Genomic DNA, 16,466 nt, shown 5'->3' with positions numbered 1-16,466 from the left:
TCACTGAGATATGCTGAATCGCACGTATCTCGAACGCTTGGAGTGCATCCATGAAATGGCAGTATCTGGTCATCATCCTCGTCATCCTGCTGCTCTTCGGTGCGCCGAAGCTGCCCGGGCTGGCGAAGAGTCTCGGGCAGTCGATGCGGATCTTCCGCAAGGAGGTCAAGGGACTCGACGAGGATCGGGCAGCAGACGAGGCGGTCAGCCAGCCGCAGCAGCAGGCCATCGCGCCGCAGTCTGCGCCGACCACCGCCGAGCCCGTCCAGCAGCCGGCGGCAGTCCAGCAGCCGGCGGGGTCCACCGTGGAGAACTCGACCTCCTCACAGTCGAACGCCTGACGGCGTCCGCATTCCTACGGTGTCCAGAAGGAATCCCGATGGCACGATGCCGCTCTCGCAGCATCTGCTGGAGCTGCAGAAGCGTCTGATCATCTGTGCGCTCGCGATCGTGGCGACCGCGATCGTGGCATGGTTCATCAGCCCGTGGGTGATGGACGAGCTGCGTCAGCCACTGCTGAAGGTCATGGCCGAGACCGGACGTCAGACGCAGATCAACTACTCCGACGTCTCCAGCCCGCTGAACGTGCGCATGCACATCTCGGTGGTGCTCGGCGTGATCATGGCGGCGCCCGTGTGGCTGTACGAGGTGTGGGCGTTCCTCGCCCCGGGGCTGCGGAAGGTCGAGAAGCTCTACGCGATCGGATTCGTCGGCACCGGGGTGCCTCTGTTCGCCGCGGGCGCCTTGTTCGGCTGGTGGGCGTTCCCGAATCTCGTCCGGTTCATGTCGAGCTTCGCCTCGGCCGACGACGTGCAGCTGATCAGCGCCGACACCTACCTGCGTTTCGTGATGAACCTGATGCTCTTCATGGGCGTCGGGTTCGTGCTGCCCCTGCTGCTCGTGCTGCTGAACATGCTCGAGGTCATGAGCGCGAAGACGATCGTGAAGGGCTGGCGGGTCGCGATCGTCGTCGCCCTCGTGTTCGCCTCCTTCATCACCCCGCCGACCGACATCCTCTCGATGTTCCTGCTGTCGTTGCCGATGCTCGTCCTGTACGCCGTCGCCTGTCTGATCGCCTGGCTGCACGATCGGCGCATGCACCGCCGACACGCCCGTCTCCTGTCCGAAGCTGACGCACCTGGGTCGACCGACTCGCAGCCGGGGGAGACGATCGCGTCGGATGCCGGTGCCGGATCGGACGCGACGGCGGTGCCAGCCCACTCCGCGGGCTCCGCGGAGACGACGGCCCGGGCCGAGACACCGGCGATGGGAAGCGCCGGTGTCGAGCGCGGCACGGATCACTCCACAGGAGAACCGCACAGTGACAGATAGAGCGCCGGACGGCTCTGCTGAGCCCGATTGTGCCTCCCGCGGCAAGGATGCGTCGGACGCTGGAGGCGCGTCCTCGGGCGTCATACGACACCATCAGCCTCTGCAGGACGAGATCGTCGCTTTCCAGCGCACCATCGGCTTCGCGCTCGACGACTTCCAGATCCAGGCCGCCCGGTCCATCCTCGCCGGCCGCGGGGTCCTCGTCGCGGCGCCGACCGGGGCGGGCAAGACGCTCGTGGCCGACTTCGCCGTCTACTTGACCATGCAGTCGCCCGCCGACGAGGCGATCTTCTACACCACACCGATCAAGGCGCTCAGCAACCAGAAGTACCATGAGCTGCAGCAGCGCTACGGCGCCGAGAACGTCGGTCTGCTCACCGGCGACAACAACGTCAACGCCCACGCCCCGATCGTCGTGATGACCACCGAGGTGCTGCGCAACATGATCTACGAGCGCAGCCGGGATCTCGACCGGCTCGCCTGGGTGGTCATGGACGAGGTGCACTACCTCGCCGACCGCATCCGCGGGCCCGTGTGGGAGGAGGTGATCATCCAGCTGCCGCGGCACGTGCGCATCGTCTCACTGAGCGCGACCGTCTCGAACGCGGAGGAGTTCGGCGCCTGGCTGCAGGAGGTCCGCGGCCACACCGACGTGATCGTCAGCGAGTTCCGACCGGTGCCATTGGAGCAGCACGTGCTCGTCCGCGGTGAGCTGGAGGATCTCTTCCAGCACGATCGGCCCGGTCGGCTCAACCAGCGACTGCACCGGCTCTCCGGGCTGAGTGGCCCACGCTCGAAGCGCGACCGCCACAGCGGCCACCATCGCCGCCGGGTCGACCGGGCCGCGCTCGTGCGCACGCTCGAACGCGCCGACCTGCTGCCCGTGATCGACTTCATCTTCAGCCGGGTCGGCTGCGACCAGGCCGTGCGCCAGTGCATGGTCGAGGGCCTGTCGCTCACCACGAAGGTCGAGCGGGACGAGATCCGCCGGGTCATCGCCCGGCACTGCGGCGACATCCCAGCCGCCGACCGCGCCGCCCTCGGATTCAAGAGCTGGCAGGGCGCACTGCTGCGCGGCGTCGGCGCCCACCACGCGGGGATGCTGCCCGCGTTCAAGGAGACCGTGGAGGAGCTCTTCCAGCGTCGCCTCGTGCGCGTCGTCTTCGCCACTGAGACCCTCGCGCTCGGCATCAACATGCCCGCGCGCACCGTCGTCATCGAGAGCCTGGAGAAGTTCAACGGCGTTGCGCGGGTGCCGATCACGGCGGGGGAGTACACCCAGCTGACCGGACGGGCCGGGCGCCGCGGCATCGACGACCAGGGGCACTCCGTGGTCATCTGGGAGCCCGGGCTCGACCTCGAGCGGGTCGCGAGCCTCGCCAGCCGGCGCACCTACCCGCTCCGCTCGGCGTTCCGCCCCACCTACAACATGGCCGTCAACCTCATCGGGGAGTTCGGCCTCGAGCGCACCAAGGCGATCCTCGAGTCGTCGTTCGCCCAGTTCCAGGCGGACCGCTCCGTCGTCGGGCAGGCCCGCCGACTCAAGGAGGAGCGCGCCTCCCTCGACGGCTATGCGCGCGCCGCCGGCATGGACGACCCCCTGCTGCGCGACTTCTTCGCCCTCCGCCGCGAGCTCGTCGACACCGACCGCGAGATCCAGAGACTCGGCCGCCACGACCGGCGCTCCGGCCGGCGTGAGGAGCTGATCGCCCGGGCCCGTGACCTCAAGGAGCAGCTGCGGGAGCATCCCACCGCCCGCCTGCCCGGCATCGAGGACCACGCCCGCTGGGCCGAGCGCTGGCACCGGCTCAAGCGCCGCTGCGACCGGCTACAGGCCGACATCGAGCGGCAGGTCGGCAGCATCGCCGCGACGTTCGAGCGGGTCGTGCGCGTGCTCGTCCACTTCGGCTACCTCACCGCCGACGCGGACCTCACCGACGTGCGCGTCACCGACCAGGCGGGCCTGCTCGACCAGATCTACGGGGAGCGTGACCTGCTCGTCGCCGAGTGCCTGCGCCGCGACGTGTGGCGCAACCTCGACGCCGACGAGCTCGCCGCCGTCGTCACCGCCCTCGTCTACGAGCCGCGCCGCGACCGCGGCGGCGAGGAGGCGTGGCTGCCGCAGGGCGACCTGCAGCGGGCGTACGCGGCCACGGTGGACGTCTGGCGCGAGATCGACGACCAGGAGGCCCGGCACGACCTCACCCGGTTCCCCGAGCCGAACGCCCTGGTCAGCATCGCGGTGCTGCGCTGGAGCCGCGGGGCGACTCTCGAGCACGTGCTCGAGGAGGCCGAGCTGACCGCCGGCGACTTCGTCCGCCTGATGAAGATGGTCATCGACCTGCTCGACCAGATCGGTGGCGCCGCGCCCGAGGGCGTCGGCGCCACCGCGCGCCGCGCCCGCGACCTGCTCGCCCGGGGCATCGTCGACCGCTCGAGCGTCGGATGAGCGACGGGCCGGTCGCCGTCCGCACCACCGGGCTCGATCTGGTGCGCCACCATCCGCGTACGCGCCGCGCCCGCTGGGTCGACACGCTGCTTCGCCTCCTCGTCGCCGGGGCCGCGGGCGGCGTGTACCTGCTCGCCTTCGCCCCGCACGACTGGTGGGCGGCCGCCCTGCTCGCCATGGCGCTCGTCGCCTGGGCCGGGCTCGGTGCGGGACTGTGGTGGGGAGCCGCCGTCGGCGCCGTCTTCGGCCTGGCCTTCTGGGTCGGGCACATCGGCTGGCTGACCGCCTACCTCGGCCCCGTGCCGTGGCTCGCCCTCGCCCTCGCGATGACCGCCTTCAGCGCCCTCGGCGTCGCTCTCGCCGGGTTCGTGACCCGGCGGCAGCTGGCCCGGCAGACGCATCCCGCGCTCGTGGCGGCCGCCTGGGCGGTGATCTGGACGGGCCGCGAGGTGACGTTCTCACGTCTGCCGTACGGCGGGTTCGCCTGGGGGAGCGTGGCGGCGAGCCAGGCGGACGCGCCCACGGTCGGGCTGTCGTCCTGGCTCGGGTTGTCCGGGCTCACCCTCGCGGTCGTGCTGGCCTGCACGCTGCCGGTGACGTGGCTGCTCGCGCGTCGCCCGCTGCGCCGGCCAGCAGTGATGGGCGTCATCCTGCTCGTCGCGGCGCTGATCATGCCGGCCTGGGGTGCGGTGGCGCCCGCGACGGGGACGCTGCGCGTCGCCGCGGTGCAGGGGAACGCCGACGCTGGACTGTTCTCGAACGCGGAGCCGGGGGAGATCCTGCGCAATCATCTGGACGCCGCCCGGTCGATCATGCACGACGACTTCGACGTGATGGTCTGGCCTGAGAACGCCGTCGACGTCGACGTGCTCCGAAGCACGCAGGTCGACCAGGCGATCACCGACTTCGTCGACGACATGGGGCGGCCGCTCGTGTTCGGCTCGGTGACCCAGCGCGGCGACGATGTGTACAACACCGTGCTGCTGTGGCTGCCGAGCGGCTGGCGGACAGGCGACGTGGCCGACCCGGAGGTCGCCGGTTCGAGCGGAGACGCCGGTCAGCCGGCCCAGGTCTATGACAAGCGACACCCGGTGCCGTTCGCCGAGTACATGCCCGATCGCTGGCTGTTCCACCCGCTGGCGCCCGACCTGGTCGACCTCGTGCCGCGGGGCTTCACGTTCGGCGCCCGATCGGGCGTGTTCGACATCCCGCTCGACGCGGCCTCGGCGTCAGGGGAGGGGGACGCCACGGTGCCGGCTGGCGTGCTCATCTGCTTCGAGACGAGCGACACCGATCTCGTCCACGACGTCGTCGGCGGGGGCGCTCAGATCCTCCTCGCCCCGACGAACAACGCGGACTTCGGACGCACGCCCGAGTCGGCCCAGCAGCTGCAGATCGCCCGGGTGTACGCGGTGGCCGCCGGACGCAGCCTGGTGAACATCTCGACCGTGTCTTCCAGCGCTCTGGTCGCCGAGGACGGCACGGTCATGGACACCCTGCCGGACTTCACCGCAGGCACCATGATCGCCGATCTGCCGCTGCAGAGCGGCCGTGCGCCGAGCTGGTGGACCGGCCCGATCGTGCAGTGGGGCAGTGTCGTCGCGACCGTGCTGCTGGTGATCACGACCGCGCTGGCACGCCGCAACGAGCGGCGGCGTGCGCGGGCGTCGGATCGCTGACCGGTCACCGAGCAGGGGATGGCGGGCCACCGGGGACGGGGCGGCATCCCGGACGCGCCGGTGCCGGGCCGTCCCCGACACACGGGCGCGAGGGCCGCGGGGCGAGTCGCGCGGCGATCAGAGCTCGTTCGGGTCGCTCTTGATGTGAGACAGCTCGATGGCGCGCTTGCGGCGGTCGCGCAGGAAGGACAGCCGTTCATCGAGCAGCTCCTTCAGCTCGTCCTCGGAACGACGCTCGAGCAGCATGTCCCACGGGGTGCGCTGAGAAGCGGGCTGTCCCTTCTTCTTGCCCTTGGACTTGCTCTTCGACTTGCTGCTCGTGCTCTTGGTCGCCATGCTCGCTTCTTGTCCTCCGTCTCCCGGGGTGCGCGTCCCGGGTCCGTCTCCCAGACACATGCCACGGGTCTCCGCGGCGGACGCGGTGGGATGCCGCTCGACCCGTGCGGGCCGGTCGCTGCCGGCGAGCACGAGACGAACAACTATTGTAGTCGGAGAGCAGAACAGATGCCGACCCGGTTTTGTTCCCCATCACGAGACGGGGCGGGCGGCCAGAAGACGTGAGGATTCCAGTGAGCGAAGAAAACCAGCAGACCGCCGGCGAGACGACCACCGCACAGGGCACCGGCCTGACCGGGCAGCCGCTGCGGGGGCGCGTCGCCCTGGTCACGGGCTCCTCCCGCGGCATCGGCGCCGCCACTGCCGAGCTCCTGGGTGCGCTCGGCGCGACCGTCGTCATCAACTACCGCGAGAAGGCCCGCCGCGCGGAGCAGGTGGCCGAGAAGGTGCGTGCGGCCGGCGGCCATGCGCTCGTCGTCCAGGGCGATCTGACCGACGAGGAGTCGATGAAGGGGCTCTTCGAGCGTGTGCGCGAGGAGTGCGGACACCTCGACATCCTCGTGCTCAACGCCTCCGGCGGCATGGAGCGCAACATGCCCGCCGACTACGCGATGCAGCTCAACCGCGACGCCCAGGTGCGCACGCTCGAGCTCGCCGAGCCGCTCATGGGCCCGGGTTCGCGCGTCGTCTATGTGACGAGTCACCAGGCGCACTTCATCCGCACCACGCCGACGCTGCCGGAGTACCGGCCCGTCGCCGAGACGAAGCGGGCCGGTGAGGACGCTCTGCGCGAGCGCATCCCGGAGCTCGACCGACGGGGTGTCGAGTTCGTCGTGATCTCCGGCGACATGATCGTCGGCACGATCACGGCGACGCTGCTCAACCGTAGCAACCCCGGTGCGATCGAGGCACGCAAGGAGCAGGTCGGTCGGCTCTACAGCGTCGAGGAGTTCGCCCACGAGATCCGTGACGCGGTGCTCGATCCTGTGCCGGAGAACAACACGAAGTACGTCGGAGAAATCTCGTACTTCACGCAGGGCGGCGCCGACCAGGCGTGACCTCGTCCGGCCGTCGCACGTTCGTCGTGACGGCCGGACTATCGTCTTCAGTGTCTGCGACGGCGTCGGTGGCTTCAGACGGCGCGTGTCCATCCGGCATCCCGGCGATGGTGGTCCAGGCATGGTGGAGGCCCGGCTTGATCCGGCCCGCGGAGACCGGTGGATCGCGGGAACGCCGCGCTCCCTGAAACGCCGATAATGTATATTATGTCATATACGTGAGCCGGAGCACTCCCTCATCCGCACCGCGCTGCCTTCACGACGCCCCGCACGAGCTGCCTGACGCGTCCCCATCGCTCGTGCCGGACTGGCTGTCGCCACCTCAGCCCGGGAGTGGGTGTGCGGTGACGTCGCTGGACCCCGTCTCCTCGTCGGACCGCCGCATCGTCACCGAGCATGTTCCGGCCTGGCGCTGCGCCGGACGCCGGGCTGCACAGGTCGTGGACGGCCGCCGCGGAGTACACATGGTCGTCACGGGACGGGCCCCAGGTCGGTACACACGGAATGCTCGAGCCATGATCGAACATGAGGTGACCCCCGAGGCTGGAATCCCTCCCTCCGATGGCACTGCGGGGCCGGTCCGACCTGCGGCGCCCGGCCGGTCCCAGCACCGTGTCGACGTGGTGGAACGGCACCCTGAGTGGATCGTCCGTCCGGGGCGCGGGCTGCCGCTCCCCGCATCGCTCGCCGACTCGGAGCCGGCGCGGTGCGCTCGGGCGGCACACCGGACGGCGCTGGGCACGTCCTTCCTCCGCGACGAGGCGACTGCATCGGGGCCGGGGCCCGGTCGGCCATGTTCGGTCGCTGGGACGGGGCCGGAGGACGGCGAACCGCGCTCGGATACGATCCCGCTGGACATCGTGAGGGCCGGATGTCATGTGCCGGCGGCGTCGCCCACCCGGGTGCCGTCAGGCGCCCCGCCGCTGCCCACGACGACGGCCGACGCACGAGTCCGGTCGCCGGTGCCGGTCGGTTCCCCAGCTGATGATCCATCGGTCGCGCTGGGGCGGATGACCGCGCTGTCTGTCCGCCGCGTCCGGGCGGATGCGACCGTCCGCTTCCCCATCGACTTCTCCACGATGCCGCCGCCCCCGGCGGCGAGTCACCCGGCGCGGTCGGGCGTGCTCCCCGACCCCGCGGATCCGGCACGCGACGGGCAGGTCGCTCTCGCGGGGGCAGCTGACGGCGGGCGGGAGGTCACCGGCCCGAGCATGCCGGCTGGTCATCCGGCCGAGCAGACGGAACCGGCGACCGCGCTGCTCGAGGGAGCACACGGTCGCCGGTTCGATCTCGATGACTACTTCGCCCCGGACCAGTACTTCGACTGAGCAAATGGGGGGGCAGTCGGGGGGGGCGGGTCTTTCCGAGTGCCGGGCTCGCTTCCTGCCCGGACCGCCCGGAGCGTGGGTCAGGCCGCGGAGCCCGGGCGCCCCAGCGCGGCGACCCAGCGGTCGAGCACCTTCGAGGCCGCGTCGCTGTCCACCGACTCCGCCGCCACGGCGAGCTTCTGCTCGAACCGCTCGTTCAACGAGCGGCGGGCGGAAGCCGGCTCGTGGAGGAGATCGGCGGCGACCAGGCCTGCGGCAGCGTTGAGCAGCACGATGTCACGCACCGAACCGGTCTCGCCCGCCAGGAACGCCCGGCCGATGGCGGCGTTCTCCTGCGCGTCGCCGCCTACCAGATCCTCGAGATCCGCCGGCGCGATGCCCAGGGATGCAGGATCGAGCGCGAACTCGGTGATCCCGCCCTGCTCGTCCACCTGGCACACCCGGCTCGGACCGGTCGTGGTGAGCTCGTCGAGGCCGTCCTCGCCGCGGAAGACCAGGCCGACGTCACCGCGAGCGGAGAGCAGCGAGGCGACGAGATCGACGCGTCCCTGGTCGGCGACGCCCAGACAGTTGATCCTGGGTCGGGCCGGGTTGCACAGGGGCCCGAGGAAGTTGAACACGGTCGGCACCCCGAGCGCCTTGCGCACGGGCGCCGCGAAGCGGAACCCACCGTGGTACGTCTGCGCGAAGGCGAAGCCGATGCCCGTCTCGCGGAAGGCGCGGGCGACGTTCTCGGGCTTCGCGGCGATGTCGACGCCGAGGGCCTCGAAGAAGTCGGACGAGCCGGAGCGCGAGCTGACGGCGCGGTTGCCGTGCTTGATGACGGGGACGCCGGCGCCGGCGATGACGAGCGCGGCCATGGACGAGATGTTCACGGTGCCCGAGCGGTCGCCGCCGGTGCCCACGATGTCCACCGCGTCTCGGTCGACGTCGAGCGGGGTCGCGTGATCGAGGATGGAATTGACGAACGCGGACACCTCGTCGAGCGACTCGCCCTTCTTCTTGAGGGCGATGAGGAAGCCACCCATCGCGGCGGGGTCGGCCTCGCCGTTCATGATGTGGTCCATGGCCCAGCGGGCCTGTGTGGAGGTGAGGTTGGTGTCTTCGAGCAGTGTGCTGATGAGCTGCGGCCAGGTGATTTCGCTTGCCATGGGACGATTCTACGCGCCTCGGTTCGAACGACTGACGTACTCGGCTCGCTGTGGAGGTCATGGTCATCCGGGTCCGGGCGACACACGCGAGCGCGATTCGGATGCACAGTGGAGACGCGGATTCTCCGGGCGCTGGAGAACGGGACATTGTGAGTGGTCCTGGGATGACTGTCAACAGGTTCGCCGACAGATGTCGTCGAACCTGTTGGGGGTGGTCAAGACATGGATGATTCATAGGTCATAATGGAGGTGTGTCCAGTACAGCATTAATGAACAAGTCTGCGCGGGGCGGGATCAACCGACCCAGCGCCACCGCCGTCGGGACGATCGTCTGGCTCGCCAGCGAGGTCATGTTCTTCTCGGCGATCTTCGCCGTCTACTTCACTCTGTGGGCGACGTCGACCGGTCAGTGGCAGGACGGGATCAAGATCCTCAACATCCCGTTCGCGGCCGTCAACACCGTGGTCCTGGTCCTCTCCTCCGTGACCTGCCAGTTCGGCGTGTTCGCGGCCGAGCGGCTGCAGCCTCGGCGTGTGGGGCGGGGCATGAAGAACTGGGGCGTCATCGAGTGGTTCTTCCTCAGCTTCGTCCTCGGTGCATGGTTCGTCTCCGGGCAGGTGTTCGAATACGCGACGCTGTATCACGAGGGCGTGACCATGGCGACGGACACGTTCTGGTCGGCGTTCTTCGTCGGCACGGGGTTCCACGCGCTGCACGTGCTCGGCGGTCTGATGGCCTTCCTGGTCATCCTCGGCCGCACGTTCGCGACGCGGAAGTACGGCCATCGCGAGGCGCAGAGCGCGATCGTGGTCTCCTATTACTGGCACTTCGTGGACGTCATCTGGCTGATCCTGTTCACGGCCGTCTACATCCTGCCGCTGATCGGCTGAGACTGAAGAGAGAGTCGCACATGAAGATCGGAAAGAAGAGCGCGTTCCAGAAGAGCAGCTCGCGTCGTCCCAAGCGGCGTGGCCCTCTGGCGACGATCGGACTGCTGGCCGTCGGGCTTGCGGTGACTGGTGGCGGATACGCCGCGGTCGCGCAGGTCGCGAACGGCTCGGACACCAGCAGCGAGGCCGTTGCCACGCAGTCGCAGGTCGACGAGGGTGAGCAGCTGTTCCAGGCCAACTGCTCGACCTGCCACGGACTGAACGCACAGGGCACCGTGAGCGGGCCCTCGCTCGTCGGCGTCGGTGCCGCGGCTGTCGACTTCCAGGTCGGCACCGGCCGCATGCCCATGCAGATGCAGGGGCCGCAGGCGCAGATCAAGACCCCGCAGTTCACCGACGACCAGACTAAGGCGCTGGCCGCATACGTCGCGAGCCTCGGCAGCGGTCCCGCCATCCCCGATGAGGTGACCGCCGCGGTCGACACCGCGGACAGCGAGAAGGTGTCCACAGGCGCCGAGCTGTTCCGGATCAACTGCGCGATGTGCCACAACGTCGCAGGCGCCGGCGGTGCGCTCACCGAGGGCAAGTACGCACCGACGCTGATGGGGGTCACCGAGACCCACATCGCCGAGGCGATGATGACCGGTCCGCAGAACATGCCGGTCTTCAATGACACCAACCTCACCCCGGATCAGAAGGCCGAGATCATCTCGTACCTGAAGTACGTGGAGACGAACAAGTCTCCGGGTGGTGAGGATCTGGCCTCACTCGGCCCGGTGTCGGAGGGCCTGTTCATCTGGATCTTCGGCATCGGCACGATCATCGCCTTCACCATCTGGCTTGGCTCGCGAGCGGACTGAGCGGAGAGAGCAGCATGTCCAAGAACAAGAACATCCCAGAGGAGACCGTCCACCAGACCACGGCGGTCGTCCTCGAGCACGGTTTCACGAATCCCGGCGTCGAGCCGCATGAGCCCGAGCGCATGACCAACAAGGACGCGAAGGCCGCGAAGCGTGCCGAGCGTCAGGTCACGGCCTGGTTCCTGCTGTCGATCGTCTTCACGATCGCGGCCATCGTCGCCTACATCGCGCTGCCCATCCGTGACAACGACATGTCGAGCGTGCACCCGAACAACCTGTTCCTCGGTCTCGCCGTCGGCTTCGCGTTCCTCTCGATCGGCATCGGCGCCGTGCACTACGCGAAGCAGCTCATGCCGTCGCACGAGATGCAGGAGCCGCGCCATGAGGTGCGCTCGTCGGACGAGGTTCGCGAGGAGGCCGCGGAGATCCTGCACACAGCCAACGAGGAGAGCGGGATCGGGCGTCGCACCGTCCTGCGCCGCTCGCTCATCGGCGCCGCGGTGGTCGCACCGCTTCCCGGCGTGGTCATGCTGCGCGACCTCGCACCGGTCAGCCAGGGGCTCGTCAACCCGGCGGAGAAGCTGCGGCACACGATCTGGGGTGACAAGGCCTCGCTCCGGCTCGTGCAGGATCCGGACGGTCGCCCGATCAAGGCGTCCGACGTCCAGCTCGGCTCGGCGTTCCACATCATTCCCGAGAACCTGAACGACATCGAGAACCACTCGCAGAAGATCATCGAGAAGGCCAAGGCGGCCGTCCTGCTGGTTCGCCTGCCCGAGGATGAGATCGTCAGCGGCGCGGAGGACGGCTATCACGGCATCCTCGCCTACTCGAAGATCTGCACGCACGTCGGGTGCCCGGTGGCCCTGGTCGAGCAGCACACGCATCATCTGCTCTGCCCCTGCCACCAGTCGACGTTCGACATCGCCGACAGCGCGAAGGTCGTCTTCGGCCCCGCGTCCCGTCCGCTTCCGCAGCTGCCCATCACCGTCGACTCCGAGGGCTACCTGGTGTCGAAGGGTGACTTCAAGGCTCCTGTCGGACCGAGCTTCTGGGAGATCGAAAAGTGACCGCCACTGTGACCGCAAAACCCACGACGAAGGCGGGTCGCGCAGCGATCTACCTCGATGACCGTCTCGGCGTCGCCGGACTCGTCAAGGAGTTCGGGCGCAAGATCTTCCCGGATCACTGGTCGTTCATGCTCGGCGAGGTGGCGCTGTACAGCTTCGTCTCGCTGCTCATCTCGGGCACCTTCCTGACGCTGTTCTTCCAGCCCTCGATGGTGGAGACGACCTATGACGGGTCGTACATCCCGCTGAAGGGCATCGACATGTCCGCGGCGTACGCCTCGACGCTGAACCTCTCGTTCGACGTTCGCGGCGGCCTGCTGATGCGGCAGATGCACCACTGGTCGGCGCTGATGTTCGTCGCCGCGATCACGCTGCACATGTGCCGCGTGTTCTTCACCGGCGCGTTCCGCAAGCCCCGCGAGCTCAACTGGGTGGTCGGCGTGGTGCTGTGGGCGACCGCGATGATCGCCGGGTTCACCGGCTACTCGCTGCCTGACGACCTGCTCTCCGGCAACGGCCTGCGCATCGTCGACGGCATGCTCATGAGCATCCCGCTGATCGGCACCTGGGTCTCGTTCCTCTTCTTCGGCAACGAGTTCCCCGGCACCGACTTCATCAACCGGCTGTACATGCTGCACATCATGCTGATCCCGGCGCTGATCATCGCCCTGCTCGCGGTGCACCTGCTCATGGTGGTCATGCACAAGCACACGCACTACCCGAACCCAGGCGCCCGCGAGGACAACGTGGTCGGCTACCCGGTGCTGCCCGTGTACGCGGCCAAGGCCGGTGGCTTCTTCTTCATCGTCTACGGCGTGCTCTCCGTCATCGCGGCGGCGTTCACGATCAACCCGATCTGGAACTACGGTCCGTATGACCCCTCCCCCGTGTCCGCGGGCACCCAGCCGGACTGGTACATCGGCTTCGGCGACGGCGCGCTGCGTCTGATCCCGCCGCACTGGGAAGTCGTCATCGGCGGCTACACGTTCACGTTCAACGTGTTCCTGGTCCTCGTCGTGCTCGGCCTGTTCGTCGGTGCGATCGCCATGTACCCCTTCTTCGAGAAGTGGGTCACTGGGGATGACCGCAACCACAACGTGCTCGATCGCCCGCGCAACCGTCCGGTGCGCACCGCGATCGGCGCGGCGGGCATCGCGTTTTACGCCACGCTGTGGGCAGCGGCCTCGTCTGACGTGATGAGCTACTTCTTCAAGTGGAATGTCTTCCTCGTCACGCACGTGCTGCAGATCGGGCTCATCCTGTTCCCGATCCTCGCGTTCACGATCACGAAGCGCACCGCGCTGGCCCTTCAGCGCAAGGATCGCGAGCTCGCGCTGCACGGTGTCGAGACCGGCCATGTCATCCGGTTCCCGCATGGCGAGTTCCAGGAGCTGCACCGTCCGCTCGACGACTACGAGCTCTGGAAACTGGTGAACTTCGAGGAGGAGAAGCCAGTCGTCCTGCGCCCGCGCTCCGACGGGAAGATCTACCGCAAGGATCGGCGTCGGGCCCGCTGGAGCCGCTTCTTCTTCGAGGACCGGGTCAAGCCGGTCACCCCGGAGGAGCTGGAGGCCGCGCGCAGCCAGCACCACTGATCCGTCGTCTGATCCGCGTCATCGAGGAGCCGCACCCGTCTGGGTGCGGCTCCTCGTCTTCTCCGGGGCTCTTCCAGGTTGGACAAGCCCACCGTGGCATCGGCGCGCGACCTGACACCATACCTGTTCGAACTTGTGCAATACTGGCTGTATGGTCACCTCAGACACGGCCGTCCCCGACGACCAGGCCCAGCACGGCTCATCCCTCACCGACCGGCTCGACCGGCTCCCCTTCACCCGGGCACATCTCCACGTGCTCGTCTCCTCCGGTGTGGGTTGGGCGCTCGATGCGCTCGACGTCGCCCTGATCTCCTATGTCATCGTGGTGCTCAAGCAGCAGTGGCAGCTCTCCCCCTCCGATCAGAGCTGGATCGTCTCGCTTGGCTTCATCGGCATGGCCGTCGGGGCGGTTCTGGGCGGCCGGCTCGCCGACCGGTTCGGCCGTCGCACGGTGTTCGCCGTCACCCTGCTCGTGTTCGGCCTGGCGACCCTGCTGAGCGCGTTCGCTCCGGCACTCGCCTTCTTCCTCGTGCTCCGTGCGATCGTCGGGTTCGGTCTGGGTGCCGAGCTGCCGGTCGCGAGCACCTACGTCTCCGAGTTCGCGCCCCCGCTTGTGCGCGGTCGGATCATCGTCATCCTCGAGGCGTTCTGGGCCCTCGGATGGCTCGTCGCCGCGGTGCTCGGCGCCCTGCTCGTGCCCCATGGCGACTGGGGGTGGCGTCTCGCCCTGCTGGTCGGGGCGATCCCCGCGCTCTATGCGGCCATCGTCCGTTTCGGGCTGCCGGAGTCGGTGCGTTTCCTCGAGCAGCGCGGTCATCACGAGGAGGCTGCGCAGGTCGTCCGCGGATTCGAGCGCTCCCCCGTCCTGCTCCCCCGGGTCGCAGCCGAGCCTGCCACGTCTGCAGCTGAGCGCCCCGCGGCCGAGCCTGCCCAGCCCTCCGCCGCAGAAGAGAGCCACGAGCCCTCCCGCGCCGGCTTCCTCGCACTGTGGCGCCCGGGTCAGCGGCGCGGCACTGTGGGGCTCAGCCTCGTGTGGTTCTTCGTCAACTTCTCCTACTACGGCGCCTTCATCTGGATCCCCACGATCCTCGCGGGCCAGGGGTTCAGCATCGTGAAGTCCTTCGAGTACACGCTCATCATCACCCTCGCCCAGCTGCCCGGGTACGCGGTCGCCGCGTGGCTCATCGAGCGCTGGGGGCGCCGGTGGACGCTGGCGGCGTTCCTGCTCGGATCGGCGGTGGCCGCGACGCTGTTCGGCACTGCCGCCACCGTCCCCGAGATCCTGATCACCGGATCGCTGCTGAGCTTCTTCAACCTGGGGGCCTGGGGCGCGCTCTACGCGATCTCCCCCGAGGTGTTCCCGACCGCCCTGCGCGGCACGGGGACCGGATGGGCTGCCGGGTTCGGCCGGGTCGCCTCGATCGTGGCTCCGCTGCTCGTCCCGGCCATCCTCGCCTCGTCGAACGACGGCCAGATCGTGCTGTTCGCCGTCTTCGGGGTGTCATTCCTCATCGCCGCCGGGGCGGCGCTGCTGCTCACGGAATGGCGGGGGCGCCGACTGGCGGACTGACCCCCCGCGGCCTCGCATCGCTTGGCGGGCTGGCCCCGCCCGGCGTGTCCCCCCCCACACTGGCCGACTGATCCCGCACTGCGCCCCGCACTGGCGGACTGATCCAGCGCTGGCGCACAGGCCGCACAGGCCGACCTGGTCTGTCCGTGCGGTCACGCGGGCGCCTGCCCTGACGGGGATCCCTCCCCATTCCGACTCCCGTGATGCTCTGCCTACGATCATGCCATGACCGGTTCGGTGAGGGTCTCGGGGCAGCAGAGAGACCTGCCGGACCGGTCGGAGGCCCCGCACCGGGTCGGGTCCCTGCCGGGGAGGGGGCGGCAGGGGCTCGGTCCGGTGCCGAATCAGTCGTGGGGCAGGTCGAGCAGCGGCAGGTCGTCGCGGGTCACCAGGCGCGTCGCGATCGCGTGCTCGACCAGCCGCGCCCGTCGGTTCATCGCATACGAGCGCGGCCCGCCGCGCAGCCCGCGCACGCCGATGCGGTCGAGCTTGTCACAGACGTTGTCCGGCTTGCGGTTGAACCGGGTGATGGTCCAGCCCAGCCGGTCCGCGGCCTGTCGGTTCGTGGGGATCTCGCTCACCCCGGTGCCGTCGCGGCGCAGCATCGGCTCAGCCATGGCGATGACCAGCAGACGCTGGGAGTCCGTCATGGCGATCGCCCCGATCGTGGTGGTGCCGTCATCGGCGACGGCGGCTGGCGTCGACTCCTCGAACGGGGGCGACGGCAGGCGGATGGAGAGCTCGTAGGTCGTCGACCCCGCGCTGAACACCACGGTCGTGGCACCGAACACCAGCGGGATGCGGCCCCCGGGTGCCAGCCAGGACTGCAGTCGGCCGCCGGCGTCGGACACGGTCACGGAGAGCCGCGACCCGATGTTGTACAGCAGCCACACTCCCGCGGTCTGGCGGATCTCCAGCATCCTGCGGTGCAGGAACGGGTTGTCGTCGACGACGAGATCGGCCTCCCGCCCGATGGTGAAGGGCCGGGCCGGATCCACCTCGTGCCACTCGCCGCAGAACTCGATGAGCGGTGCGGGCGTGATGGACCGGTTCGTCGGTCGGGTCTCGGCGGACGGGGTGTCTGGCGCGGGCCGTGCCGGGGGCGTCCGCCCTCCGTCAGGGGTTTGCGGGGTGGTCATCTGTCCTCT

General features: G+C 69.0%; 14 protein-coding genes. 11 read left to right on the top strand and 3 right to left on the bottom strand.

Annotated features, from left to right (window positions below; genetic code table 11):
* Positions 1–50 precede the first annotated feature (50 nt).
* The 4 genes from tatA to lnt are packed head-to-tail and all read left to right on the top strand — an operon-like array spanning position 51 to position 5,460.
* Complete coding sequence (gene tatA / locus F8O02_RS02965; RefSeq protein ID WP_158035760.1) at positions 51–341, top strand: Sec-independent protein translocase subunit TatA; 291 nt, start codon at positions 51–53, stop codon at positions 339–341.
* A gap of 46 nt (positions 342–387) precedes the next feature.
* Positions 388–1,332 carry a twin-arginine translocase subunit TatC gene (tatC, locus tag F8O02_RS09145; RefSeq protein ID WP_158035759.1) on the top strand — a complete coding sequence of 315 codons (945 nt, stop codon included), beginning with the start codon at positions 388–390 and terminating at the stop codon, positions 1,330–1,332.
* Positions 1,322–3,781, top strand: coding sequence for a DEAD/DEAH box helicase (locus tag F8O02_RS02955; RefSeq protein ID WP_225734083.1), 2,460 nt, complete (start codon positions 1,322–1,324; stop codon positions 3,779–3,781). Before tatC ends, F8O02_RS02955 begins: the two co-directional genes overlap by 11 nt.
* A complete protein-coding gene (lnt, locus tag F8O02_RS02950) occupies positions 3,778–5,460 on the top strand; it encodes an apolipoprotein N-acyltransferase (RefSeq protein WP_158035757.1) in 1,683 nt (560 codons plus the stop codon). The genes F8O02_RS02955 and lnt overlap by 4 nt, the downstream gene beginning before the upstream one ends.
* Before the next feature lie 117 nt (positions 5,461–5,577).
* On the opposite strand, the gene F8O02_RS09140 is transcribed toward lnt, so the two are convergent.
* Positions 5,578–5,796, bottom strand: a complete 219-nt coding sequence (locus tag F8O02_RS09140) for an RNA polymerase-binding protein RbpA (RefSeq protein WP_404821168.1) — start codon at positions 5,794–5,796, stop codon at positions 5,578–5,580.
* A 290-nt stretch (positions 5,797–6,086) separates the two neighbouring features.
* Here F8O02_RS09140 and F8O02_RS02940 point away from each other — a divergent pair, with 290 nt between their 5' ends.
* Positions 6,087–6,854: an SDR family oxidoreductase gene (locus F8O02_RS02940; protein WP_158035980.1), complete on the top strand. Its 768-nt coding sequence runs from the start codon at positions 6,087–6,089 to the stop codon at positions 6,852–6,854.
* Positions 6,855–7,864: 1,010 nt separating this feature from the next.
* Positions 7,865–8,182, top strand: coding sequence for a hypothetical protein (locus F8O02_RS02935; RefSeq protein ID WP_158035756.1), 318 nt, complete (start codon positions 7,865–7,867; stop codon positions 8,180–8,182).
* A gap of 80 nt (positions 8,183–8,262) precedes the next feature.
* Here the strand turns inward: F8O02_RS02935 and trpD are convergent, their stop codons facing one another.
* Positions 8,263–9,333 carry an anthranilate phosphoribosyltransferase gene (gene trpD / locus F8O02_RS02930; protein WP_158035755.1) on the bottom strand — a complete coding sequence of 357 codons (1,071 nt, stop codon included), beginning with the start codon at positions 9,331–9,333 and terminating at the stop codon, positions 8,263–8,265.
* A gap of 269 nt (positions 9,334–9,602) precedes the next feature.
* Between trpD and ctaE the strand changes: the two genes are divergently transcribed.
* The 5 genes from ctaE to F8O02_RS02905 all read left to right on the top strand — a co-directional run bounded on the left by ctaE (position 9,603) and on the right by F8O02_RS02905 (position 15,318).
* The gene (gene ctaE / locus F8O02_RS02925) at positions 9,603–10,223 is read left to right on the top strand and encodes an aa3-type cytochrome oxidase subunit III (RefSeq protein ID WP_158035979.1); all 621 of its coding nucleotides are present in this window, start codon (positions 9,603–9,605) and stop codon (positions 10,221–10,223) included.
* Between the two features lie 20 nt (positions 10,224–10,243).
* On the top strand, positions 10,244–11,083 hold the full coding sequence (qcrC, locus tag F8O02_RS02920) for a cytochrome bc1 complex diheme cytochrome c subunit (protein ID WP_158035754.1): 840 nt from the start codon (positions 10,244–10,246) through the stop codon (positions 11,081–11,083).
* Positions 11,084–11,097: 14 nt separating this feature from the next.
* Positions 11,098–12,153 (top strand): cytochrome bc1 complex Rieske iron-sulfur subunit, encoded by a 1,056-nt coding sequence (gene qcrA / locus F8O02_RS02915; protein ID WP_158035753.1) that lies wholly within the window; start codon positions 11,098–11,100, stop codon positions 12,151–12,153.
* A complete protein-coding gene (gene qcrB, locus F8O02_RS02910) occupies positions 12,150–13,748 on the top strand; it encodes a cytochrome bc1 complex cytochrome b subunit (RefSeq protein WP_158035752.1) in 1,599 nt (532 codons plus the stop codon). The genes qcrA and qcrB overlap by 4 nt, the downstream gene beginning before the upstream one ends.
* Positions 13,749–13,899: 151 nt before the next feature.
* Entirely contained in the window at positions 13,900–15,318 is a 1,419-nt protein-coding gene (locus F8O02_RS02905; RefSeq protein WP_158035751.1) for an MFS transporter, read from the top strand.
* A gap of 344 nt (positions 15,319–15,662) precedes the next feature.
* On the opposite strand, the gene F8O02_RS02900 is transcribed toward F8O02_RS02905, so the two are convergent.
* Positions 15,663–16,457, bottom strand: coding sequence for an FHA domain-containing protein (locus F8O02_RS02900; RefSeq protein WP_225734082.1), 795 nt, complete (start codon positions 16,455–16,457; stop codon positions 15,663–15,665).
* Positions 16,458–16,466 lie beyond the last annotated feature (9 nt).

Origin of the sequence: Pseudoclavibacter caeni (genome assembly GCF_008831125.1) — a bacterium.
Taxonomy (GTDB): domain Bacteria; phylum Actinomycetota; class Actinomycetes; order Actinomycetales; family Microbacteriaceae; genus Pseudoclavibacter_A; species Pseudoclavibacter_A caeni.
The sequence above is the reverse complement of the archived record's forward strand: the minus strand, read 5'-3'. Positions and strand labels throughout refer to the sequence as shown.

Excerpts from the sequence above, each read along its gene's own strand:
- F8O02_RS09140 (WP_404821168.1), bottom strand. The coding sequence starts at position 5,796 with ATGGCGACCAAGAGCACGAGCAGCAAGTCGAAGAGCAAGTCCAAGGGC.
- ctaE (WP_158035979.1), top strand. The coding sequence starts at position 9,603 with ATGAACAAGTCTGCGCGGGGCGGGATCAACCGACCCAGCGCCACCGCC.
- lnt (WP_158035757.1), top strand. The coding sequence starts at position 3,778 with ATGAGCGACGGGCCGGTCGCCGTCCGCACCACCGGGCTCGATCTGGTG.
- qcrA (WP_158035753.1), top strand. The coding sequence starts at position 11,098 with ATGTCCAAGAACAAGAACATCCCAGAGGAGACCGTCCACCAGACCACG.
- F8O02_RS02900 (WP_225734082.1), bottom strand. The coding sequence starts at position 16,457 with ATGACCACCCCGCAAACCCCTGACGGAGGGCGGACGCCCCCGGCACGG.
- trpD (WP_158035755.1), bottom strand. The coding sequence starts at position 9,333 with ATGGCAAGCGAAATCACCTGGCCGCAGCTCATCAGCACACTGCTCGAA.
- F8O02_RS02935 (WP_158035756.1), top strand. The coding sequence starts at position 7,865 with ATGACCGCGCTGTCTGTCCGCCGCGTCCGGGCGGATGCGACCGTCCGC.
- qcrC (WP_158035754.1), top strand. The coding sequence starts at position 10,244 with ATGAAGATCGGAAAGAAGAGCGCGTTCCAGAAGAGCAGCTCGCGTCGT.
- tatA (WP_158035760.1), top strand. The coding sequence starts at position 51 with ATGAAATGGCAGTATCTGGTCATCATCCTCGTCATCCTGCTGCTCTTC.
- F8O02_RS02905 (WP_158035751.1), top strand. The coding sequence starts at position 13,900 with ATGGTCACCTCAGACACGGCCGTCCCCGACGACCAGGCCCAGCACGGC.
- tatC (WP_158035759.1), top strand. The coding sequence starts at position 388 with ATGCCGCTCTCGCAGCATCTGCTGGAGCTGCAGAAGCGTCTGATCATC.